The sequence below is a fragment of the Vibrio sp. YT-15 genome (assembly GCF_033337445.1).
Classification (GTDB): Bacteria; Pseudomonadota; Gammaproteobacteria; order Enterobacterales; family Vibrionaceae; genus Vibrio; species Vibrio alginolyticus.
Window position 1 is genome coordinate 1 of record NZ_JAWOQR010000028.1, and the last position, 20,155, is coordinate 20,155.

Consider the following 20,155-nt stretch of genomic DNA (forward strand, 5'->3'; position numbering starts at 1 on the left):
TCTGTCCCTGTATTGTTGGGTACTATCAAAACAGATCGACCACTTAAAGTCATGTCCGAAAATTGGGGGCCACTTCTGTTTATAGCCAAGACGAATACCTAGACCATTACCATCAAGACCATTACCCATACCAACAGATGAAATGTATGGAGAAATGAAATTGCTGATACTTGGTTTGTACTCGCTTACTGTAGATTCATTTTTCATAGCTAGTACAGAACCAGATGCTAATGAAGTTGTTGCGATTACTGCTGCTAGAACAAGTTGCTTAGTCATATACGTGTTTCCTTTAAATATTTAGTCTGTCGCGTTCAATTTATGTAGTTAAGATTACCGTAGCTATTACAACGCGCAACTTAGAAATAGAAGCTTTTTCAAAAGATAATTTGAAGTGTTTTTAGATAGATTAAAAATTATTCAGGTATCAACAAGTGCTGGATGAAATCGTAAAAATAAAAAAGGAAGCCGAAGCTCCCTTTCTCTTAACGGATGCAATCAATTGATTTTAAGGCTCGACATCCCTTTATAAATTTCACATAGTTTTCGACTTGGGTTCATGTCTTTTCTTATTTCCTCAAGTCTTGACTGTAGTTCAGAAATCTTGTGGTTACATCTCCCAAAGCACAATGCTCGCCCCGGCAAAACGAACACAGCACCCTGATATGTTGTTGGTGATGACAATAACTTTGCTCCAGAAACTCTATCATTTTCATTGACGATAGTTATCATTTTACTCGAATAACCGGATTGGATAGAAGCATCAACATAGTTATATACATTTAGAGTTGCAGGGCTAAATAGAACCGCATCTGTGTTGTTTTTTAGCGCTGAAACATTAGCTAAAGCACCACCAAGAGAATGACCAGTAGTTGTGATCTTTGCGTGTGGATATTGTGCTTTGACATCTTGAACTAAGTCGATTGCATCAACATACATCGGTGGCATCCTGCCTAGATGCTGAGCAATATCTGTCGAGACATCATTAGCAGCAATACCACTGTCTGTGTCATCGCCCGTACCACGGAATACTATGGTGATTTTCTGGTTATCAGGATCAGATTCATCAATCGCTGTTAGAGAGCGTAAACCACTTGATTTCTCTTCTACCTCACACGAAACACCAGAATCGCTACAAAACTTATTTAGCACGGCTGCGTAATGGTCTGGACGACTATCGTAGATACCGTTCGATAGACTCGCATAAGTTTGGTACGTCTTTAAGTTGGATTCAATATCAACGATCGCTGCATTGGTTAAACCATCCTCAGAATTACAATCTAAAGACGTGGATACTTTGGGGGGGCTACCTACAAAAATGGTGGATAGGCCAACAACTAATACAAAGGAAACTAAACCGCCAACTGTTATCTTTTCAACACTCATGATTTCTCTTATGGTTATGGGTGAATAGTCATTAAATACGATGTCAATAAACACGCAATTCTACACGGAATTTCAGTGTGTTAGATATTGAAAAAGCATAGACAGTATTTGACGCACCTTGTCCATATCGGGTTACACCTAACCCAGATAGAAGATTTAGGTTGGTTACAAAAGCATACTGAGTAGAATCAGCCAAAGAGAAAATTAATGATGAATTTTTGCACACTACCTCAACTTCATAGCGTTGTGTTTTGTCGTTGAGATTTTCAATGAAAGTGGTAAACATAGTTTCTTCCTATAGGTATGTCGCCCTACGGGAAGAAAAAACGCCACTCAACTCCCGTAAGGGAACTGAGTGGCGCGTTTTGCAGTTCGAGTTATAAATCTAAATCAACAGTGAAAACATTTCAACGATACAAGTCAGCCTTTATCTCTTCACAGCTTCGACCATTAAACCCTTCGGGAAGCTTTGCTTTGTGGCCAATCAATTCTCTGGTTCTTTCCACAAACAAATCATACACAGCTTGATGTTCGCCATTGATCTCTAACGTTTTTATATCCTCCTTTAACGCTGCCAATTGATGCGCCAAGCTGTTTTCAGTAACTTTGCCAGCGCCCAATCTATCTTGCAGTTCAGAGAATGACATTGCTTCAACGATCGCCGCTTCATCTGCCCATTCCTGCAGTATTGTTGACTTAGTAAAATCGGACACCGGATAAAAGCGTCTAAAGCCGTAGATGTCCCCTTGATGGTCAATAGCAACATAGTATGGCTTGCTGTCATCAAACGGCGGTACGCTTACTTTGTTGTGGGATCTGCCCTTCTTAGCAATGTAAAAAATGAAGGTGCTCACCGATCCCAAAACAAAGGCAAATACGACAAGTAGTGTTATCCAATAGAATTCCATGAACTGCCTCTCTAGCTATCACAAAACGAATATAAATCATTGTATTAAAATAAAGGCAAAATGCCGTTAACTTTTATAGCTCTAAGCTGTATGTCTGCCACTTCTTCTCGGAAGTTTTCCAGATATAACCTGGTTGATCGAACTGCGCGGCGATGGGATACCAAACAACAATGAAGTTATCTGTAACTTCCTGCGGAACACACACATTAGGAAATTTGCTCATTCCCTCAAGACTATTGAAAACCATGTGGCCACCAGCTGCGATGATCTGCTCGTCGACTTCCTTCTTTCTGATGTAAGGGAATAAACCATCGATCCATTCTGGATAGCTTTTTATGAACGGGTATTCATCTTGAAAGGTTAACTCAAGTTTCGATTCTCTCTGTAGTAGCGACACAAACCGTTCACCGGAGAAAGCAAGTAAATCCTCAAGCTTTTTAATTTGGTCAGCAATCAGGCCGCTACAGAGAGCATCTGGTGCCATGTCAGTGATGCATTCCACATCCCATTTCATGTGGCCAAGGTTCACGTGAAGCTGATGGCAGACGCGTGCAGCATGAGCTAAATCATCCGAATAGTCCTCATTGACCACCATGCCCGGTACGGAAACAAGTAAATCTTTCATTACTGTGCATCCTCCGACTCACCTAAATTAAACACTCGATAGAGTGAGTAATCGTCTTTCTGCAGCGCGGTAATTTTCGGGTTGAAGTACATCACTTTTCCATCACTTAAACGCTTAAGGTATGGGTTAACCGACACTCTCTCTTCTTGGTACCATTCTTTGAAGTAGGCCAGGTTCTCTTGCTTCCACAAGTCGCGGTTTTCATTGAGCTTAATAGCCGGCACGTATAGGTACTGCTCAACCGAAGGGTTACCAATGAATTTCAGTTTGTCGATCGGGAATCCTATCGGCAAAAGTGTCACTGCCGTCATATAGTCACCAGTTGGTGCTATCGGAATGTATCCATCGTTGTCTCTGGTCAACATTGGTATTCTGCTTGTAAATGTTCGACAAAGAGACTCTACCCCTTGCTTACAGAAGACATAATTAGGGTCGTAGACCTTAGTGCCTTCAACCAAGTAGAAGTTAGTGCCTGTCGGGACGTACTCGGTCTTGGCAGAATCACCATAAACGGATGCAACCGTATCGATGGCCATCTTGTTCACAACTTGTGCCTGGGCATCTAAATCCTTCGATTTGTCGACCTTTACTACCGTATAAAGGTACTGATCGCCAAGAACAGAGTGATAAGTGGTTTTAGCTCCTTGTTGCGTTAAAAGACTCAGACCAATATCGAGCGGGTTAACGTGGCCAATCGCACCAATGGCTAATGTCGCGGCCTGCCCTGCGATCTTAAGTTTGTTCTGGTCTACATCGTAGTAAAACACATCAAGGTTGTTAGTCGTGCGTTTTGGTTCAATCCACTTTAGCGGGTAAAGAAAGCGTGTTGGTTCTGAAAAGTCTTCTGCATCGAGTTCGTAGTCATCAGCGTATTTACCTTTGAGTTCAATATACTCATTGGGTGTTTCTGCACAGCCTGACATCATCAGGGAAAAACTGATCACTGACGCAAGCGCCGCGACGTTCTTAAGCATGTGTTTGTCCTTTTATTATTTAATGAATTTGTTGCTTGCATAGTCGAAAGCGCTATCGCTATCGCCTTCCTCGGAAAAGTCCCAACCTTCATTCCATTCACTATGGCGCCAATCACATATCGAGTACGGGTTATCGTCGGGATGAATGCGTTTTAAATAAGCCTCACGACCTTGATCAAATGGGAGCGCGTCAGCGGTCAACTTGTCGAGATGTACTTGGGTATCAAAGCCACTCATTAAGAGTGCTTGAAGAAACTGTTTGTCATAGAGAGTATCGCAGGTGAAATACTGCGGTTTATCACTGACGTTTAAACTGACATGATAAGTCGCCGCCGAGAGGTCATCATCGTCAGTTAGATGGTCTTGGATAATGAAAAAACTGCCGGCGGTCAGTAAGCCTGTCGATGATGAAAATGCCGTAGGAAAGACAGCTATTGGACTATTGCTATGGATATTTACGCAGAAGTCGCGTTCAAGCCTATCGATGTCATGCCAATGAGTAAGGATCAGGGAATCCGGGAAAACGGTTTTTATGTCAGCCACCAGCTCATTTGCGCTGTACAATGAAAACCACTCGGTGACTGTTCGATGGTCAATGCGATGTTGTAATTCGGCCTCAGCCAGAACCTTTATCACATAAGCATAACTCGCACGGTCATCGATAGTGAGATCAGAAAATGGCCGGCTTGCATTTTCTGGCACACAACCCGGTGATTTTGCCGTTTGTGCCTCTGCAAACAGGAAGGCAGAAAGCAACTCTGTAATTTCGGCCAGAGAGAATGAATGTAGCCGGCTCTTTAACTGAGATTTAATACTCTTTAGTGGCTTAAGGGAATATAAGCAGTCATCAAACGCTGTATTGGTTAAATCCGTAAGCTTAGTCATTATGTCCATTCACGTTCGCTTTGTTTGAAACAGAGGGTTATGGTTTCTGTCAAACGCAACCCGGGATCTACTGTGCTGCCCAGCTACTCCAGCGCTTACAAGCTGGCGATACTGATAGCCATTAACAGCGGCAAGAAAATGGGTCAATCCAAGGTGTCTACACAACCAAAACCGGTGTCGACCCTCTTCGAAGTCAATGGCTCTTGTCTTTAGCACTGGCGTATCAATTTCAATGGCATTGATCTGCTGGTATATCTCCAACAACTTAAATACCTTATTTTCTGACTTGATCAGTTGCTGCTCTCGGTGATACATCTCACCCAAAATATTGAAATTGAGTAAGTCGTTAAGGTCAGCGGGTATGTAACGGTCTGGTGCCGAAGTCTTCCATAATTCATCGAATTTATTTACATCTACCCAAAGATAGATGAACTCATTGTATGCTTCCGTTAAATCTAACTTGTGGCTACGTTTGAAATGCACATAACCTGTCGAAATCTCTGTAGGATTCGTTTCGGATTGAAGCTGTATGCAGGCTTCATCACTGACCGTTACTCTAATCATTAATATGTCTCTCTACACTTAGAATGTTGGGCCATCAATGAAATGACCCGTTGGGAATAACTAGTGTAATTATGAAAAAGAAAATGCTGATTTAATTGGGCAATTATTTATTTCCGATTGAATCTCGATCAAACCAACTACCTTTTGCTGGCAACTGATCTGCTGCCAACGCATCGCGGATGTCAAAAACGATTTGAAATGAATCAGATTCATCAGATGTTTGGTCCGAAATTTCTTCAATGATTTCTAAACGACGGATTTCATCTGAATGCGATACTGCACTAATGCCCCAAGCTGGTGGGTTATTAGGGTCATAAGCGTTATGTAGTTTTGCAATTTGGTCTTGTTGCTCTTTAAATGCCTTGGGGTCATTGATGGCATACACAACGGTTATGAATTTGGTCATTTCAACATCACTCCATACTCTGCAATTGATTGTTCTCGTTGTTCTTCATACTCACTCAGAAGCCCATATTCACCGGTGGTAGCGCGAATACTAATTTCTGGTTTGTCGTCACTAAGCTGCAGCTCAATATCACCGTTCGGGTGGCACCCAGTGTTCACATAAACGTCACCCTCAATAAAAAGGCTATCGTGGGTGCAAGAGCCTTGCTTGCGGCCGTACCAAATAACTTTCTCACCAACCGGTAAAAACTCGATACTTTTCTCCATGTTTACTCCATTTAACGGATATAGCGGATATTGAATCAAATGCAATAATACTACACATTCAACAAATAGCGTATAATGTGAGCAATAATTACAGGAGATTGTTTATGGCAATGACAAAAGATGCAAAGAGAAAGGCGAAGAAGAAGAAACTGGCGAAAAGCAAAAGTCTGAAACTGAATCAGATGTCAGGCAGACTAGATACCACCAGCACCATCTATGAAGCTGAATGGGGAATACTCGTCCACCAGCCAAGTCTCTCTGTTGATGATCTGCATCCGTTAGATAAAGACAAAGCAAACGAGCTTATTCGACAAATTGAAGGTTCCGGGGAGCGCGCTACTATCAAACGCCGAAAAGGTGGCAGCTACGTGATTCTTGAGTGTCCACAAACGTTTGCAACTGCGGATGTGGCTTATGAAGATGGATTGGTAGACCCCATAGACATCATTATCGAAAACGATCTTCCTACTATCACCAAGTTCTTGGGTTTTGTCGTTTGCGATGGCAATGGCAAATTCCTCGCTAAAGACGGTGGTCACATTACCGTGCCTGAACGGGCGCACATGTTCGAATCCATTCCTGATGCAGATAAAGTCGCTCAAACCTATGATCAGGGGTTTTCAACGATGGTATTTGAAATTGGGACAACCATTATCACGGCCGTTGTGAAGCCAAGCTAAGGGGGCGATATGCCAAGCATTACTAATAAAGAGATCCGTCACCAGACGGTACAGGAAACCGGTACACTAATGCTCGAAAACGGCTATACAGTCAGTTTTGACGAAAGTGGTGCTCTGGCTATTAAAGGACATGGCATCGAGTTGTTCCAGTACCCAAGATATTTAGGCTTCATCAAGCACAATACGAATCCTGAACGGTACCAGCTCATTGATTGCGGGTGGATGATTGATATACCCGCCGCCAATGCCTTTGAGTTCCAGACATTTACCAAACTGGACCCCATTAGCCCTACTGAATCTTACAACGTGTCCAAGCCGTATGAACTGGAAAACCCAGTCGAATTTAAAGCAGCAATCAGTGAGCTTAAGGCTCAGGCAGAATTCGATAAGAATGAGGGGTATACAGAAATCAAGGTCGATATAGACCTGGTACTTCGCCTGGTATCAGCCATCCAAAACCAATCCAATGAGAAATGAGGCAAGTATGCAGTTAGACAGTCGCGGCCTATCAAAGCCAAGTACATTCTTTAAAGCCTACTTCGTTTTTGTATCGTGCTACATGGCGTTGTTAGTCGCGGCCGAGTTAGCACTCAAGAGTACAATTATTGGTGGCCATCTAAGCCAGATGATGGTGATACACCTATTGGTACTGATTTCACCCTTTAAAAATGACCGATTCGGCTTCCTTAAAGAGCTGTTACTAAGCGTAGCGTTTGGCCTGCTACCTATGGGCATCATCATGTACCTAAGCATTAACGTGTTTAATGCGCCATTACACCCGGATGTCACCATGCCGATAGTTGCGCTATGCTCGGGCACACTCTTCTGTACAACGGTTGCATCGTGGTTTATTGCCAGTCGAATAGACCGAACTTTTACGGTACTGAGCTATAGAAATACATCACAAAAAAGGGAGCCATGAGGCTCCTTTTTTTATACATATGAACTCCAGCCAGTAACGCCTTTCATCTCATACCGTTCTTCTATTACAAACCTGCCGCCATCTTCTCCAAATTCCGGTTCCTGAGTTGGCTTTAAAATGCTGTGGTATACCAAGGATGCAGGAAACCGGTCTTCTACTGTGAACTCAGCTAATGACTCTGGCGGTGGTGGAGTATCTAAGCTGTTTTCAAGTCCATCGATGGTACTTTCAGGATAAGCCTGTAATTGCTCCCACCGTTTGAGTTTCGATAAAAACAGCCAACGCCATGAATTGCCTGAATTCCAAACCCCAATTACGCTAAAGCGGATGCCGTTAAACGTTTTAAAGATAGGATTCCCAAGTAATAATATCGGCTTTTCAAAATATTCATCATAGCTATCTGAAATCGCGTCCAGAACTGATAAGAACATTTCGTCTTTCGAATCGCCCGGTGAGACTACAATAGAATTTGCAAACACAGGATGTTCTTCATCATTTTCATCAAGCCAATAAAAGCACGGCTCGCCAAATTCTACCTGGTCGGGGATGTCATCTTCTGTGTATTCCTTTAAATTCCATCCAAGGAAGCCATCTAAAAGGTTAACATAGGTCCAAGGATCTATCGGGTGAGAGATTCGCATCCGGTTTTGGAAATCATCAAAAGTGGTGCCTTCCAAATGTTCTTGTAACTCTTTAAGTGCTGGGTCGTCTGACATAGATAGCAATTGTTTTAAAGAAGCCATCATGTTTTCATCAGCAGTCCCCTCGCCCATTAAACCGACCATCTCTCGAAGTTCGCTAAAGTCGATGGCATCATCATCTCTATCTCTAATTGCGTCCAAGTCAACGCGATACGCTTTTGGCTTGTTCGAAAATGGTGAGATTGACTTCACCAACGCTAAAATCGCCTCGTATTGGTCAACCTGTAGAATGTCCGAAAGCTTTTCAGCCATAAATTGGTGAGTCGAGTTCAATACCGTTGGTGTGACTTGCGGCTCTTGAATCGGTAAGGAGTTGATAAGCGCATCCCAAGATTTGAAATTGAAAAGCTCTGCCAACATACTACGAGCTTCTTTGTCATCTATTTTTAGCGACTTACTTAATGAAGTTGCACTTAATCGAGCTTTCTTGTGAGTGGGTAAAATCATTGGTTTACCTATAGTGATATATTGAAGCAATGTTCCACTGGGCTAAATCCGTTCCGTCACAACAAGGGCTTTTTTATTGTGAGCAGTTGCTTAGTAAACTAGCACAAAGTAATTTTTACTTATACTAAGTCGTGCTTAGCTTAATCCAGTCCTAGTTTGCGTTTATTTCTGGGGAAAAACCGGGCGGAAAACACCCAACATCAGGAAGACTTTTTATTATTTAAAACAGTAAGCAATTCAGTTAGCGGTAAAGAACGGTAGAAATACCAGCCTTGCACATACCCTTGTTTACAGTGCTCGGTGATCATGTCGTATTCACGCTTGGTTTCCACACCTTCAAAAACGACCTCTTTGCCAAGGCTGGCAACAAGGTCCATGATAGCACTTGCCATCCCCTTTTTAATGTCGAAGTTCAAAGCGTTCACAAATACGCGGTCTATCTTGATGTAGTCGAAGTTAACCTCTGTTAGCCAAACAAGGTTCGACACACCAGTTCCAAAATCATCCAACACCACCATAAACCCTAGCGCTTGAGCTCGCGCAGAGAACTCAGCGATTTCTATCAGCTCAACATCTATGCTTTCAGTGATCTCAATTTTTATCTGACTTGGGTTAATGTCATGTGAGCGTACAAGGGCAACTAAGTACTCCAGAAAGGCATGCTCACGAATTTCATAACTACAAATGTTGATGGCACAGGAAAACTGAGGGTCATTGCGTAACACTGACGCCATATCTGAAATTGCTCGCTTGGCCGTAAAGTGTGCCAGTTCCGGGTACAGCGACAGTTTCTCAGCAATACTAATGAACAACTCTGGTGATACTCGCCCGTATACGTCGTCAGTCCACCTTACAAGCGATTCTACCGCCTCGACACGACCATTCCCGATTCTGACTATGGGTTGATACTCCATGAAAAGCGATTCTTCACTTAGAGCCGTTCTGAAACGTGCTTCAATAGTTTGCCGGTTGGAAATGATCAGTTGTAAAAGGTGAGTTATGAGATAACTGATTGTCAGGATGACGATGAAGACAATGGTGTTCGATCGGATGCTGTAATATGGGAGGCCAGCCCTATCATTGATCGTTCTAACGCAAAACCCATATACCTTACTGCAAGCATCCGTTGAAAGTGTTAAGGCAAAATAGGAATTAGATTTCTTCGCTGGGGCGTACTCGTCAAATATGTTGTCAACAGTTTTGGAGTAAATTTGAAACTGAAACTGTGGTAGCTTTTTAAGTACTCTTGAATAAGAAGTGGTGATGTTTACTGCGAAGAAATTACCTTTCGCGGTTAAATTGTAGTGCTCCGAAATCCGATACAAATTTTCCTCGTTTGAATAAAACTGGTAACCATTCTGCTCACCCGAATCCTGGTACCTCAGTTTAGTCGGTTTTATTTCTCCCCAGTTCGCAGTGCAGTACACGGTGTCGTCTTTCATAAATCCAGCATCGAAGATTTCCGAATTCGTCATGACAAGTTCACGAAGCTTATTGATGTTGTCTTTATTGCAGGTGAAACCTTCGATCGAATTAGCCGTGGTGAGAACAGTCACCAACTGTGACGTGACAAGTTCGGCATTACCTAAAACATCGGTGGCGAACTCTTCTTGCTCTATTTTCTGAATCTCATACGAAAAGAATGACGCCATAGATAGCATCGATAGTAAGGATACAGAGAATATTGCGAGTAGCTTAAATTTAGCTTTCACCCGGGCCTCTAGTAGTCATGTTCGTTAATTCTTGACCTAAAACAGTGCAGGTTTAATTAAGAATAGCAGTATGCCGTTCCTACGCATATTGTTTTATGGTCTATGTTTATACACAGCAAAAAGGTGGTATAATCATTAAATTAGAGCCCATTGGTCTGAAAGAGCAATCGAAGGCAGCATCTGTGCGACGTATAACATCACCGAACACTTGAAGATCGACGCTTGTTTAAAAGCAAGCCTGCCACTAACTCGAAACACAAACGAAGAGAAAAACACAAAACAGACAACTACTAAAAACGAGGCAAAGCTTATGAATCCTAATCACATCAAGACGAACCTTACAGTTGCTGCTCTCTCACTTGCGTTAGTATGGGGTACTGAATTTCAGATTCAGACCAATGTGTTTTAATGCACTATCATCGATAACAATTCCACACGTTCCTATCATTCGTCCCTGAGATATTCGGCGTATTTTTCTTCAAACTCTTGGAGCATTGATTTCCTTGGCCGCGGAGCTGCATAGTGATAGTTCCGATTTGGTTCCATCGATGCTTTCTGCTGGGCCTTAAGCTTGGAAATTTTGTTGGTTATTGCGCCACTTCTGATTTGCTGTTTTATGTAATGGGCAAAGTAGTCCTTTCGTACCGACAACTTACATTCAATAAGCCCAAACTGAGCGCAGAACTCCTGCCATAAACATTCGCTGAGCCCTTGCACTTCGAAACCAAGCCCTTTGCAAATCAACATGTCATTTGCCCAGTCGGGCATGTCAGTACGTACAGACACAGTTATATTCTCCGAATACTTTATAGTTCATTTGGTTGGACGCATTGAGTCTGCAGTCCAAGAAAAAAGAGCCCGAAGGCTCTTATTTTTCATACGGCTTTCATTCTAGCCATGACTTGGGAATGGGCTGCGTAGTCACATGCTTTGATAAAGATCCAACAACCTTTAATAGCAAGGTATGCATAAACAACATGGTCGACATCTGTTAAACCAAAACTTTCACTAAAAACAACTAGCTGGTGGTAGATCCCCGACAGCCAATCGCTAAAGCCATTTTGTGATGCGTTATGAAGCCTGTCTGCATCCAGAAATGTTATTTCTTTGCCACTCCTTACACTGCTAGCCAGAGCGCTGTATGCGGCATAAGCCACCTTGCTTAATAAGGCTGCTACCATTGCCGTGATACCTTCTTTCATGCCCCACATAGCAAGGTAAAAATGACTTCCTTTATAATTCTCTTCCCCTTGGTGAAAGAGATAGGTCAAAACCCCATAACACATTAGAAATACAAGCGATGCGGATAGTGCTTCTGCCCGGATGCCTATGAAAATGGCTAACCCTAAGTTCATCATCAAATCCATGACGCCGAGAACTTTAAACATAAAAAATTCTCTCATTCAATTGATAAGGTAGCGTCAAAAGACCACTGTTTTTAACAAGTGTATGTGCCATACGCGCAGAGACACCTGATGGATGTTTTGGCATCAAGCGTTCTGCCATTGCGTCTGCCTGCCCGTCCTTGAAGCTGCCGATCGCTTTCAAAAATCGAATAAGGGATTTGGGGTCGATCAAGCGCCACGTAAACTGGGTTGGTGAGAAAAGAGTTTGTCCATCGTTGCTGAACCCTACCTGCTCCGTTGCCAATATATTGTGAATAGAATCTTTAAAGGCCACCACGACGGGTGTGAATTGCATTGTTTCATCGAAAACAGTCCACATCGGGTTCGGTGATTCAGCCAATACAGACGCGAGTGAATACAGTCTTTCATCATCAAATTCATTGCTCGACATCCAATCCACTTCAATGAACGTGATTGGTGTACCAGTAGGCGAAGATGGCATGTTGTTGCAATCCAAATCGACTTTGATGTGAGTAACGCGCTCTCCAGTAAAGAGATCGGGCCGCTGCTTCACCAAATTCTCAAATAGAGAAGGTAACCCGAATACTATAACTGGAATTTGAGGCTCTTTATTGTTTGCCTCGGCGTATGCCACCAGCCATTGAACTAAGTAAAGGGTCTTTCCAGTGCATGAACCTCCGACTACGACTTCAAGCGAACGAGATTCTTTATTTGATAAGATCTGACAAAAACTATTCACCATCTGCCCTACCATTTCGAACTCTAATTTGATGCGCGGCATTTCTTTAAAGTGCTGACTCATTTCGGCCAAAACTAGATGCAGCAACCGCGACTCAAATTGTTGGTCCATAAAATCTGGATAATGTGTACCAGCGACAGTTTTGGCGCGCTCGAGTACATGTGCGTGATTATCATAGCCAAGAGCTTGCGCGAACATGTCACTTGATACTGATAAAGACGGTTTGTATTGAAACGCAAGTTCTGGCGTAGTTTCTGTGCCTGGGTTCGCTGCCTGATGACATAGAAAGGCTAATAGAGATTGAAGCGATGTAACATCTCTCGATAACCGAAACAGGTTATCAAGGGATATTACCGGTAAAGTAACGTATGACATACGTAGTCCTTGATAATTAAACTCTATGAAATGCTCGCACGCCTAAGATGTCGCGCAACTACGGAGGTGTTCAGATAAGACGGCCATAGGTGCAGTAAGAACTATGCTGTAGTACTTGCTGTCCATATTTAAGAAACGGTTCGCCATCTCGATAACGGTTGCCGGTGTGTCCGGGGTAATCATTTTCTCTAAAAGAGATCTGTCTTGAATGACCTCTACGTATAACTCCGGGCTAACCTCTTTCCCAATTAACGCTTCAATCGTTATGCCCAATTGCAAAGCCAACTCATAGTAAGGTGACCCGTTTTCTGCTTTTTGTAGAAAGATGCTAAATACCGTGTGTCGATACCATGCCACTACAACGTCGTTGTCACTGAATGGACGGCAACCACCAAACCAATGAGGGGTCGTCTCAGAATTCGGAAAATAAAGCACGCTAAGGCGTAGTCACCCCGTGACTCCCCCGCGCCGATGCAGCGAGCTTCGTTCCGTCTTGCAGTGACGCAATCAGCGGGCAGGAAACGTTCCCTTTCCGCGCATGGCAGGCGCACACCAGTTCAGACAGCACGGCCTCCATGCGTGCCAAGTCGGCCATCTTCTCGCGCACATCCTTGAGCTTGTGCTCGGCCAGGCCGCTGGCTTCCTCGCAATGGGTGCCATCCTCCAGCCGCAGTAGCTCGGCGATTTCGTCCAGGCTAAAGCCCAGCCGCTGGGCCGATTTCACGAACCGCACTCGTGTTACATCCGCCTCGCCATAGCGGCGAATGCTGCCATAGGGCTTGTCTGGCTCCGGCAGCAGGCCCTTGCGCTGGTAGAACCGGATGGTCTCCACATTGACCCCGGCCGCCTTGGCAAAAACGCCAATGGTCAGATTCTCAAAATTAATTTGCATATCGCTTGACTCCGTACATAACTACGGAAGTAAGCTTAAGCTATCCAAACCAAATTTGAAAGGACAAGCGTATGTCTGAACCACAAAAGTCTGAACCACAAAACGGGCGCGGCGCGCTCTTCGCCGGTGGGCTGGCCGCCATTCTTGCGTCGGCCTGCTGCCTGGGGCCGCTGGTTTTGATCGCCTTGGGGTTCAGCGGGGCATGGATCGGCAACCTGACGGTGCTGGAACCCTATCGCCCGATCTTCATCGGCGCAGCGCTGGTCGCGCTGTTTTTCGCCTGGCGGCGCATCTACCGCCCGGCGCAAGCCTGCAAACCGGGTGAGGTCTGCGCGATTCCCCAAGTGCGAGCTACTTACAAGCTCATTTTCTGGATCGTGGCCGCGCTGGTCCTGGTCTCGCTCGGATTTCCCTACGTCATGCCATTTTTCTATTAATCACAGGAGTTCATCATGAAAAAACTGTTTGCCGCCCTCGCCCTCGCTGCCGTTGTTGCCCCCGTGTGGGCCGCCACCCAGACCGTCACGCTGTCCGTGCCTGGCATGACCTGCGCCTCTTGCCCGATCACTGTCAAGCACGCGCTTTCCAAGGTTGAGGGCGTGAGCAAGACCGACGTAAGTTTCGACAAGCGCCAGGCCGTCGTCACCTTCGACGATGCCAAGACCAACGTCCAGAAGTTGACCAAGGCGACCGAGGACGCGGGCTATCCGTCCAGCCTCAAACGCTGATCCGTTAACCGAACTCGGGAGCGACACATGGGACTCATCACGCGCATCGCTGGCAAAACCGGCGCGCTCGGCAGCGTCGTTTCCGCGATGGGCTGCGCCGCCTGTTTTCCTGCCATCGCCAGCTTTGGCGCGGCCATCGGACTGGGCTTCTTGAGCCAGTACGAGGGGCTATTCATTGGCATCCTGCTGCCGATGTTCGCCGGCATCGCGTTACTCGCCAATGCTATCGCTTGGCTCAATCATCGACAGTGGCGACGCACGGCGCTCGGCACGATAGGCCCGATCTTGGTGCTGGCAGCGGTGTTTTTAATGCGGGCTTACGGCTGGCAGAGCGGTGGACTGCTCTATGTCGGCCTGGCCTTGATGGTTGGGGTGTCGGTCTGGGATTTCATCTCGCCAGCACATCGCCGCTGCGGGCCGGACAGCTGTGAATTGCCAGAACAACGTGGCTGACGGCAACAGCCGTAGCCACCACAGAAAAGGAAAAATACATGACCACCCTGAAAATCACCGGGATGACCTGCGACTCGTGCGCGGCTCACGTCAAGGAAGCCTTGGAGAAAGTGCCCGGCGTGCAATCGGCGCTGGTGTCCTATCCGAAGGGCACAGCGCAACTCGCCATTGAGGCGGGCACGTCATCGGATGCGCTGACTACCGCCGTGGCCGGACTGGGCTACGAGGCAACGCTTGCCGATGCGCCACCGACGGACAACCGCGCCGGCCTGCTCGACAAGATGCGCGGCTGGATAGGGGCCGCTGATAAGCCCAGTGGCAACGAACGCCCGTTGCAGGTCGTCGTCATTGGTAGCGGTGGAGCCGCGATGGCGGCAGCACTGAAGGCCGTCGAGCAAGGCGCGCAGGTCACGCTGATTGAGCGCGGCACCATCGGCGGCACCTGCGTCAACGTCGGTTGTGTGCCGTCCAAGATCATGATCCGCGCCGCCCACATCGCCCATCTGCGCCGGGAAAGCCCATTCGACGGCGGCATGCCACCCACACCGCCGACGATCTTGCGCGAGCGGCTGCTGGCCCAGCAGCAGGCCCGTGTCGAAGAACTCCGTCATGCCAAGTACGAAGGCATCCTGGACGGCAATTCAGCCATCACCGTTCTGCACGGTGAAGCGCGTTTCAAGGACGACCAGAGCCTTATCGTTAGTTTGAACGAGGGTGGCGAGCGCGTCGTGATGTTCGACCGCTGCCTGGTCGCCACGGGTGCCAGCCCGGCGGTCCCGCCGATTCCGGGCTTGAAAGAGTCACCCTACTGGACTTCCACCGAGGCCCTGGCGAGCGACACCATTCCCGAACGCCTTGCCGTAATCGGCTCGTCGGTGGTGGCGCTGGAGCTGGCGCAAGCCTTTGCCCGGCTGGGCAGCAAGGTCACGGCCCTGGCGCGCAATACCTTGTTCTTCCGTGAAGACCCGGCCATCGGCGAGGCGGTGACAGCCGCTTTCCGTGCCGAGGGCATCGAGGTGCTGGAGCACACGCAAGCCAGCCAGGTCGCCCATATGGACGGTGAATTCGTGCTGACCACCACGCACGGTGAATTGCGCGCCGACAAGCTGCTGGTCGCCACCGGCCGGACACCGAACACGCGCAGCCTGGCATTGGAAGCGGCGGGGGTAGCCGTCAATGCGCAGGGGGCCATCGTCATCGACAAGGGCATGCGCACCAGTAGCCCGAACATCTACGCGGCCGGCGACTGCACCGACCAGCCGCAGTTCGTCTATGTGGCGGCAGCGGCCGGCACTCGTGCGGCGATCAACATGACTGGCGGCGATGCGGCCCTGGACCTGACCGCAATGCCGGCCGTGGTGTTCACCGACCCGCAGGTCGCCACCGTGGGCTACAGCGAGGCGGAAGCACATCACGACGGGATCGAGACCGACAGTCGCCTGCTAACACTGGATAACGTGCCGCGTGCGCTTGCCAACTTCGACACACGCGGCTTCATCAAGCTGGTCATCGAGGAAGGTAGCGGACGGCTCATCGGCGTGCAAGCGGTGGCCCCGGAAGCGGGTGAACTGATCCAGACGGCGGTGCTCGCCATTCGCAACCGTATGACCGTGCAGGAACTGGCCGACCAATTGTTCCCCTACCTGACCATGGTCGAAGGGCTGAAGCTCGCGGCGCAGACCTTCAGCAAGGACGTGAAGCAGCTTTCGTGCTGCGCCGGATGAGGAAAAGGAGGTGTTCAATGAGCGCCTACACAGTGTCCCGGCTGGCCCTTGATGCCGGGGTGAGCGTGCATATCGTGCGCGACTACCTGCTGCGCGGATTGCTACGGCCGGTCGCGTACACCACGGGCGGCTACGGCTTGTTCGATGACACCGCGTTGCAACGGCTGCGCTTTGTACGGGCTGCCTTCGAAGCGGGTATCGGCCTGGACGCACTGGCGCGGCTGTGCCGGGCGCTGGATGCTGCGGACGGTGACGGTGCGTCTGCGCAGCTTGCCGTGTTGCGGCAACTCGTCGAGCGTCGGCGCGAGGCCCTGGCCAGCCTCGAAATGCAACTGGCCGCCATGCCAACCGAACCGGCACAGCACGCGGAGAGTCTGCCATGAACAGCCCAGAGCACTTGCCGTCTGAGACGCACAAACCGATCACCGGCTACTTGTGGGGCGCGCTGGCCGTGCTCACCTGTCCCTGCCATTTGCCGATTCTCGCCATTGTGCTAGCCGGCACGACGGCCGGCGCGTTCATCGGGGAGCACTGGGGTATTGCAGCCCTCACGCTGACCGGCTTGTTTGTCCTGTCTGTGACGCGGCTGCTGCGGGCCTTCAAGGGAAGATCATGACCGCTTCCCAGCCAGCCGAGAGTGGGCAGCTTTGAGCTTCGCTACCAATCTGGAGGAGTACCACCATGAACGCAAACGCCCCGAACACTGCCAGTTGCACCACCTGCTGCGTATGCTGCAAAGAAATTCCGCTCGATGCCGCCTTCACCCCGGAAGGCGCGGAATACGTCGAACATTTCTGCGGGCTGGATTGCTATGAACGCTTCCAGGCACGCGCCAAGGCCGCGACAGAATCTGACATTGCGCCTGTCCCTGGCGGTTCGCAGCCGTCAGATTGAGGCATACCCTAACTTGATGTCAGATGCCATGTGTCATTTTCAGAAGACGACTGCACCAGTTGATTGGGCGTAATGGCTGTTGTGCAGCCAGCTCCTGACAGTTCAATATCAGAAGTGATCTGCACCAATCTCGACTATGCTCAATACTCGTGTGCACCAAAGCGAGGTGAGCATGGCGACGGAGGCTCTGTTGCAAAGATTGGCGGCAGTCAGAGGTAGGCTGTCGCTCTGCGCCGATCAGGCGGCTGCTGCGAAATGGTGGTTGAGCATGCCCATGGCCTCCGTCAGCGCCGAGGGCCCAATGCCAAAAGCTCTCTCCACAAGGCGCACCTCGCCCCTGATGCCGGGCTGCAGGCACCAGGGGCGAGCCTGTCCTTTGCGCAGGGCTCGCATGACTTCGAATCCCTTGATCGTGGCATAGGCCGTGGGGATCGATTTGAAACCGCGCACCGGCTTGATCAGTATCTTGAGCTTTCCGTGATCGGCCTCGATCACGTTATTGAGGGCTCTGTTGCAAAGATTGGCGGCAGTCAGAGGTAGGCTGTCGCTCTGCGCCGATCAGGCGGCTGCTGCGAAATGGTGGTTGAGCATGCCCATGGCCTCCGTCAGCGCCGAGGGCCCAATGCCAAAAGCTCTCTCCACAAGGCGCACCTCGCCCCTGATGCCGGGCTGCAGGCACCAGGGGCGAGCCTGTCCTTTGCGCAGGGCTCGCATGACTTCGAATCCCTTGATCGTGGCATAGGCCGTGGGGATCGATTTGAAACCGCGCACCGGCTTGATCAGTATCTTGAGCTTTCCGTGATCGGCCTCGATCACGTTATTGAGATACTTCACCTGCCGGTGGGCCGTCTCCCGGTCCAGCTTTCCTTCGCGCTTCAATTCGGTGATCGCTGCACCATAGCTCGGCGCTTTGTCGGTATTGAGCGTGGCAGGCTTTTCCCAGTGCTTCAGGCCTCGCAGGGCCTTGCCCAGGAACCGCTTCGCTGCCTTGGCGCTGCGGGTCGGCGACAGGTAGAAATCGATCGTGTCGCCCCGCTTGTCGACTGCCCGGTACAGGTAGGTCCACTTGCCCCGCACCTTGACGTAGGTTTCATCCAGGCGCCAGCTCGGATCAAAGCCACGCCGCCAGAACCAGCGCAGCCGCTTCTCCATCTCCGGGGCGTAGCACTGGACCCAGCGATAGATCGTCGTATGGTCGACCGAAATGCCGCGTTCCGCCAGCATTTCCTCAAGGTCGCGATAGCTGATCGGATAGCGACAATACCAGCGCACCGCCCACAGGATCACATCACCCTGGAAATGGCGCCACTTGAAATCCGTCATCGTTCCGTCCGTCCAATCTCCGCCAAGCATGCTCAAGCTTCACGATTTTTGCAACAGAGCCCACACGAGTATTGAGCATAGTCGAGATTGGTGCAGATCACTTCTGATATTGAACTGTCAGGAGCTGGCTGCACAACAGCCATTACGCCCAATCAACTGGTGCAGTCGTCTTCTGAAAATGACATTTGGTATCTCTCATAAACGGATGTTTTTGAGAGAACTATCTTCGGCCTTCACACGCACGAAAGGCGGCGAAGCTCCGCCGTTAATCCGTCCGCCGGAGATCTCGCCCAGGCAGGCTGAAGGCCGAGCAAGCCTGACAGGCCCGAAAAGCCCGGCACGGGCGTCGGCGGCGATGACGGCGGCGGCATTATCCAGGGTTGATGATGGAAGTGGAGGATATCGACAACCTCTCGCGCAACCAAGACATCGCGGTCGGACTGCAAGTGATCTTGAAGCCACGGGCCCGTCCCACCCCGACATGGACCTCGATGCCCGAACGGACGTTAGATTTCGAGTTCTAGGCGTTCTGCGATGAAGGTTGGATCCCAGCCGGGATTGAAACTGTCGACGTGGGTGAATCCGAGCCGCTCGTATAGGCCACGCAGGTTCGGGTGGCAGTCGAGCCGCAGCTTGGCGCACCCCTGCGTTCGCGCGGCATGGCGGCAAGCCTCGATCAGCGCGGAGCTGACACCCCGGCCCGCATGTGTCCGTCGCACCGCGAGCTTGTGCAGATATGCGGCCTCCCCCTTGAGGGCGTCGGGCCAGAACTCGGGATCCTCGGCCGACAAGGTGCAACAGCCGACGATGCCGTCGCTGCAACTCGCGACTAGGAGCTCGGATCTCAGGACGAAGGTCTCCGCGAATGTCCGGTCGATCCGCGCGACGTCCCAGGCGGGCGTTCCCTTGGCGGACATCCACGCCGCAGCGTCGTGCATCAGCCGCACAACCTCGTCGATATCACCCGAGCAGGCGACCCGAACGTTCGGAGGCTCCTCGCTGTCCATTCGCTCCCCTGGCGCGGTATGAACCGCCGCCTCATAGTGCAGTTTGATCCTGACGAGCCCAGCATGTCTGCGCCCACCTTCGCGGAACCTGACCAGGGTCCGCTAGCGGGCGGCCGGAAGGTGAATGCTAGGCATGATCTAACCCTCGGTCTCTGGCGTCGCGACTGCGAAATTTCGCGA

The 20,155-nt window shown here is 49.2% G+C and carries 29 protein-coding genes and 1 pseudogene; 10 read left to right on the forward strand and 20 right to left on the reverse strand.

Annotated features, from left to right (window positions below; all coding sequences use genetic code 11):
• From R7D93_RS24495 to R7D93_RS24540, 10 genes are all read right to left on the reverse strand, one after another.
• On the reverse strand, nt 1-276 hold a 276-nt coding region (locus R7D93_RS24495; protein WP_318129533.1), incomplete at its 3' end, for a hypothetical protein.
• Nucleotides 277-495: 219 nt separating this feature from the next.
• On the reverse strand, nt 496-1,383 hold the full coding sequence (locus R7D93_RS24500) for a lipase family protein (RefSeq protein WP_079324526.1): 888 nt from the start codon (nt 1,381-1,383) through the stop codon (nt 496-498).
• Nucleotides 1,384-1,426: 43 nt separating this feature from the next.
• Complete coding sequence (locus R7D93_RS24505) at nt 1,427-1,669, reverse strand: hypothetical protein (protein ID WP_079324528.1); 243 nt, start codon at nt 1,667-1,669, stop codon at nt 1,427-1,429.
• 121 nt (nt 1,670-1,790) lie between these two features.
• A complete protein-coding gene (locus R7D93_RS24510) occupies nt 1,791-2,291 on the reverse strand; it encodes a hypothetical protein (RefSeq protein ID WP_225478249.1) in 501 nt (166 codons plus the stop codon).
• A 73-nt stretch (nt 2,292-2,364) separates the two neighbouring features.
• Nucleotides 2,365-2,916 carry a hypothetical protein gene (locus R7D93_RS24515; protein ID WP_079324530.1) on the reverse strand — a complete coding sequence of 184 codons (552 nt, stop codon included), beginning with the start codon at nt 2,914-2,916 and terminating at the stop codon, nt 2,365-2,367.
• Entirely contained in the window at nt 2,916-3,890 is a 975-nt protein-coding gene (locus tag R7D93_RS24520) for a hypothetical protein (protein ID WP_079324532.1), read from the reverse strand. Before R7D93_RS24520 ends, R7D93_RS24515 begins: the two co-directional genes overlap by 1 nt.
• A gap of 15 nt (nt 3,891-3,905) precedes the next feature.
• Nucleotides 3,906-4,784, reverse strand: a complete 879-nt coding sequence (locus tag R7D93_RS24525) for a hypothetical protein (protein WP_079324534.1) — start codon at nt 4,782-4,784, stop codon at nt 3,906-3,908.
• Nucleotides 4,785-5,339 (reverse strand): hypothetical protein, encoded by a 555-nt coding sequence (locus tag R7D93_RS24530; RefSeq protein ID WP_079324536.1) that lies wholly within the window; start codon nt 5,337-5,339, stop codon nt 4,785-4,787.
• 103 nt (nt 5,340-5,442) lie between these two features.
• Entirely contained in the window at nt 5,443-5,745 is a 303-nt protein-coding gene (locus R7D93_RS24535; protein ID WP_079324538.1) for a hypothetical protein, read from the reverse strand.
• Nucleotides 5,742-6,011, reverse strand: a complete 270-nt coding sequence (locus tag R7D93_RS24540; protein WP_079324540.1) for a hypothetical protein — start codon at nt 6,009-6,011, stop codon at nt 5,742-5,744. The genes R7D93_RS24535 and R7D93_RS24540 overlap by 4 nt, the downstream gene beginning before the upstream one ends.
• 104 nt (nt 6,012-6,115) lie before the next feature.
• On the opposite strand from R7D93_RS24540, the gene R7D93_RS24545 reads away from it, so the two are divergent.
• The 3 genes from R7D93_RS24545 to R7D93_RS24555 are packed head-to-tail and all read left to right on the forward strand — an operon-like array spanning nt 6,116 to nt 7,613.
• A complete protein-coding gene (locus R7D93_RS24545; RefSeq protein WP_079324542.1) occupies nt 6,116-6,691 on the forward strand; it encodes a hypothetical protein in 576 nt (191 codons plus the stop codon).
• 9 nt (nt 6,692-6,700) lie between these two features.
• The gene (locus R7D93_RS24550) at nt 6,701-7,168 is read left to right on the forward strand and encodes a hypothetical protein (protein WP_079324544.1); all 468 of its coding nucleotides are present in this window, start codon (nt 6,701-6,703) and stop codon (nt 7,166-7,168) included.
• Nucleotides 7,169-7,175: 7 nt separating this feature from the next.
• A complete protein-coding gene (locus R7D93_RS24555) occupies nt 7,176-7,613 on the forward strand; it encodes a hypothetical protein (RefSeq protein WP_079324546.1) in 438 nt (145 codons plus the stop codon).
• 11 nt (nt 7,614-7,624) lie between these two features.
• Here the strand turns inward: R7D93_RS24555 and R7D93_RS24560 are convergent, their stop codons facing one another.
• From R7D93_RS24560 to merR, 7 genes are all read right to left on the reverse strand, one after another.
• Nucleotides 7,625-8,761 carry a hypothetical protein gene (locus R7D93_RS24560; RefSeq protein WP_225478250.1) on the reverse strand — a complete coding sequence of 379 codons (1,137 nt, stop codon included), beginning with the start codon at nt 8,759-8,761 and terminating at the stop codon, nt 7,625-7,627.
• Nucleotides 8,762-8,961: 200 nt separating this feature from the next.
• Complete coding sequence (locus R7D93_RS24565) at nt 8,962-10,473, reverse strand: EAL domain-containing protein (protein ID WP_079324550.1); 1,512 nt, start codon at nt 10,471-10,473, stop codon at nt 8,962-8,964.
• A 444-nt stretch (nt 10,474-10,917) separates the two neighbouring features.
• A complete protein-coding gene (locus R7D93_RS24570; protein ID WP_139374599.1) occupies nt 10,918-11,259 on the reverse strand; it encodes a hypothetical protein in 342 nt (113 codons plus the stop codon).
• Between the two features lie 89 nt (nt 11,260-11,348).
• Complete coding sequence (locus R7D93_RS24575; protein WP_079324556.1) at nt 11,349-11,861, reverse strand: hypothetical protein; 513 nt, start codon at nt 11,859-11,861, stop codon at nt 11,349-11,351.
• Nucleotides 11,854-12,954, reverse strand: a complete 1,101-nt coding sequence (locus tag R7D93_RS24580; RefSeq protein WP_079324558.1) for a hypothetical protein — start codon at nt 12,952-12,954, stop codon at nt 11,854-11,856. The genes R7D93_RS24575 and R7D93_RS24580 overlap by 8 nt, the downstream gene beginning before the upstream one ends.
• A 42-nt stretch (nt 12,955-12,996) precedes the next feature.
• Nucleotides 12,997-13,389, reverse strand: a complete 393-nt coding sequence (locus tag R7D93_RS24585) for a hypothetical protein (RefSeq protein ID WP_053410656.1) — start codon at nt 13,387-13,389, stop codon at nt 12,997-12,999.
• A gap of 1 nt (nt 13,390) precedes the next feature.
• Nucleotides 13,391-13,846 (reverse strand): Hg(II)-responsive transcriptional regulator, encoded by a 456-nt coding sequence (gene merR / locus R7D93_RS24590; RefSeq protein ID WP_001166628.1) that lies wholly within the window; start codon nt 13,844-13,846, stop codon nt 13,391-13,393.
• A 71-nt stretch (nt 13,847-13,917) separates the two neighbouring features.
• Between merR and merT the strand changes: the two genes are divergently transcribed.
• The 7 genes from merT to R7D93_RS24625 all read left to right on the forward strand — a co-directional run bounded on the left by merT (nt 13,918) and on the right by R7D93_RS24625 (nt 17,645).
• Nucleotides 13,918-14,283 (forward strand): mercuric ion transporter MerT, encoded by a 366-nt coding sequence (gene merT / locus R7D93_RS24595; protein ID WP_001294656.1) that lies wholly within the window; start codon nt 13,918-13,920, stop codon nt 14,281-14,283.
• Between the two features lie 15 nt (nt 14,284-14,298).
• Nucleotides 14,299-14,574, forward strand: coding sequence for a mercury resistance system periplasmic binding protein MerP (gene merP, locus R7D93_RS24600; protein ID WP_000732275.1), 276 nt, complete (start codon nt 14,299-14,301; stop codon nt 14,572-14,574).
• Between the two features lie 27 nt (nt 14,575-14,601).
• Nucleotides 14,602-15,027 carry an organomercurial transporter MerC gene (gene merC / locus R7D93_RS24605; RefSeq protein WP_000522996.1) on the forward strand — a complete coding sequence of 142 codons (426 nt, stop codon included), beginning with the start codon at nt 14,602-14,604 and terminating at the stop codon, nt 15,025-15,027.
• A 38-nt stretch (nt 15,028-15,065) separates the two neighbouring features.
• Nucleotides 15,066-16,751, forward strand: a complete 1,686-nt coding sequence (gene merA, locus R7D93_RS24610; protein WP_000209296.1) for a mercury(II) reductase — start codon at nt 15,066-15,068, stop codon at nt 16,749-16,751.
• 17 nt (nt 16,752-16,768) lie between these two features.
• Nucleotides 16,769-17,134 (forward strand): mercury resistance co-regulator MerD, encoded by a 366-nt coding sequence (merD, locus tag R7D93_RS24615; protein ID WP_001277466.1) that lies wholly within the window; start codon nt 16,769-16,771, stop codon nt 17,132-17,134.
• A complete protein-coding gene (merE, locus tag R7D93_RS24620; RefSeq protein WP_001087807.1) occupies nt 17,131-17,367 on the forward strand; it encodes a broad-spectrum mercury transporter MerE in 237 nt (78 codons plus the stop codon). The genes merD and merE overlap by 4 nt, the downstream gene beginning before the upstream one ends.
• A gap of 65 nt (nt 17,368-17,432) precedes the next feature.
• Nucleotides 17,433-17,645: a DUF3330 domain-containing protein gene (locus R7D93_RS24625; RefSeq protein ID WP_000993245.1), complete on the forward strand. Its 213-nt coding sequence runs from the start codon at nt 17,433-17,435 to the stop codon at nt 17,643-17,645.
• Between the two features lie 237 nt (nt 17,646-17,882).
• On the opposite strand, the pseudogene R7D93_RS24635 reads toward R7D93_RS24625, so the two are convergent.
• The 3 genes and pseudogenes from R7D93_RS24635 to R7D93_RS24650 all read right to left on the reverse strand — a co-directional run.
• A pseudogene (locus R7D93_RS24635) lies at nt 17,883-18,149 on the reverse strand (DDE-type integrase/transposase/recombinase); the annotation flags it as partial.
• 54 nt (nt 18,150-18,203) lie between these two features.
• On the reverse strand, nt 18,204-18,968 hold the full coding sequence (locus tag R7D93_RS24640) for an IS6-like element IS6100 family transposase (protein WP_001389365.1): 765 nt from the start codon (nt 18,966-18,968) through the stop codon (nt 18,204-18,206).
• A gap of 506 nt (nt 18,969-19,474) precedes the next feature.
• Nucleotides 19,475-19,975, reverse strand: a complete 501-nt coding sequence (locus R7D93_RS24650) for a GNAT family N-acetyltransferase (RefSeq protein WP_225478251.1) — start codon at nt 19,973-19,975, stop codon at nt 19,475-19,477.
• Between the last annotated feature and the right edge of the window lie 180 nt (nt 19,976-20,155).

Coding starts and splice junctions, on each gene's coding strand:
- R7D93_RS24545 (WP_079324542.1), top strand. CDS start 6,116: ATGGCAATGACAAAAGATGCAAAGAGAAAGGCGAAGAAGAAGAAACTG.
- R7D93_RS24525 (WP_079324534.1), bottom strand. CDS start 4,784: ATGGACATAATGACTAAGCTTACGGATTTAACCAATACAGCGTTTGAT.
- R7D93_RS24575 (WP_079324556.1), bottom strand. CDS start 11,861: ATGTTTAAAGTTCTCGGCGTCATGGATTTGATGATGAACTTAGGGTTA.
- R7D93_RS24550 (WP_079324544.1), top strand. CDS start 6,701: ATGCCAAGCATTACTAATAAAGAGATCCGTCACCAGACGGTACAGGAA.
- R7D93_RS24580 (WP_079324558.1), bottom strand. CDS start 12,954: ATGTCATACGTTACTTTACCGGTAATATCCCTTGATAACCTGTTTCGG.
- R7D93_RS24640 (WP_001389365.1), bottom strand. CDS start 18,968: ATGACGGATTTCAAGTGGCGCCATTTCCAGGGTGATGTGATCCTGTGG.
- R7D93_RS24625 (WP_000993245.1), top strand. CDS start 17,433: ATGAACGCAAACGCCCCGAACACTGCCAGTTGCACCACCTGCTGCGTA.
- merT (WP_001294656.1), top strand. CDS start 13,918: ATGTCTGAACCACAAAAGTCTGAACCACAAAACGGGCGCGGCGCGCTC.
- merA (WP_000209296.1), top strand. CDS start 15,066: ATGACCACCCTGAAAATCACCGGGATGACCTGCGACTCGTGCGCGGCT.
- R7D93_RS24555 (WP_079324546.1), top strand. CDS start 7,176: ATGCAGTTAGACAGTCGCGGCCTATCAAAGCCAAGTACATTCTTTAAA.
- R7D93_RS24510 (WP_225478249.1), bottom strand. CDS start 2,291: ATGGAATTCTATTGGATAACACTACTTGTCGTATTTGCCTTTGTTTTG.
- R7D93_RS24535 (WP_079324538.1), bottom strand. CDS start 5,745: ATGACCAAATTCATAACCGTTGTGTATGCCATCAATGACCCCAAGGCA.
- R7D93_RS24520 (WP_079324532.1), bottom strand. CDS start 3,890: ATGCTTAAGAACGTCGCGGCGCTTGCGTCAGTGATCAGTTTTTCCCTG.
- R7D93_RS24515 (WP_079324530.1), bottom strand. CDS start 2,916: ATGAAAGATTTACTTGTTTCCGTACCGGGCATGGTGGTCAATGAGGAC.
- R7D93_RS24530 (WP_079324536.1), bottom strand. CDS start 5,339: ATGATTAGAGTAACGGTCAGTGATGAAGCCTGCATACAGCTTCAATCC.
- merC (WP_000522996.1), top strand. CDS start 14,602: ATGGGACTCATCACGCGCATCGCTGGCAAAACCGGCGCGCTCGGCAGC.
- R7D93_RS24500 (WP_079324526.1), bottom strand. CDS start 1,383: ATGAGTGTTGAAAAGATAACAGTTGGCGGTTTAGTTTCCTTTGTATTA.
- merR (WP_001166628.1), bottom strand. CDS start 13,846: ATGCAAATTAATTTTGAGAATCTGACCATTGGCGTTTTTGCCAAGGCG.
- R7D93_RS24505 (WP_079324528.1), bottom strand. CDS start 1,669: ATGTTTACCACTTTCATTGAAAATCTCAACGACAAAACACAACGCTAT.
- merE (WP_001087807.1), top strand. CDS start 17,131: ATGAACAGCCCAGAGCACTTGCCGTCTGAGACGCACAAACCGATCACC.
- merP (WP_000732275.1), top strand. CDS start 14,299: ATGAAAAAACTGTTTGCCGCCCTCGCCCTCGCTGCCGTTGTTGCCCCC.
- R7D93_RS24540 (WP_079324540.1), bottom strand. CDS start 6,011: ATGGAGAAAAGTATCGAGTTTTTACCGGTTGGTGAGAAAGTTATTTGG.
- merD (WP_001277466.1), top strand. CDS start 16,769: ATGAGCGCCTACACAGTGTCCCGGCTGGCCCTTGATGCCGGGGTGAGC.
- R7D93_RS24650 (WP_225478251.1), bottom strand. CDS start 19,975: ATGGACAGCGAGGAGCCTCCGAACGTTCGGGTCGCCTGCTCGGGTGAT.
- R7D93_RS24560 (WP_225478250.1), bottom strand. CDS start 8,761: ATGATTTTACCCACTCACAAGAAAGCTCGATTAAGTGCAACTTCATTA.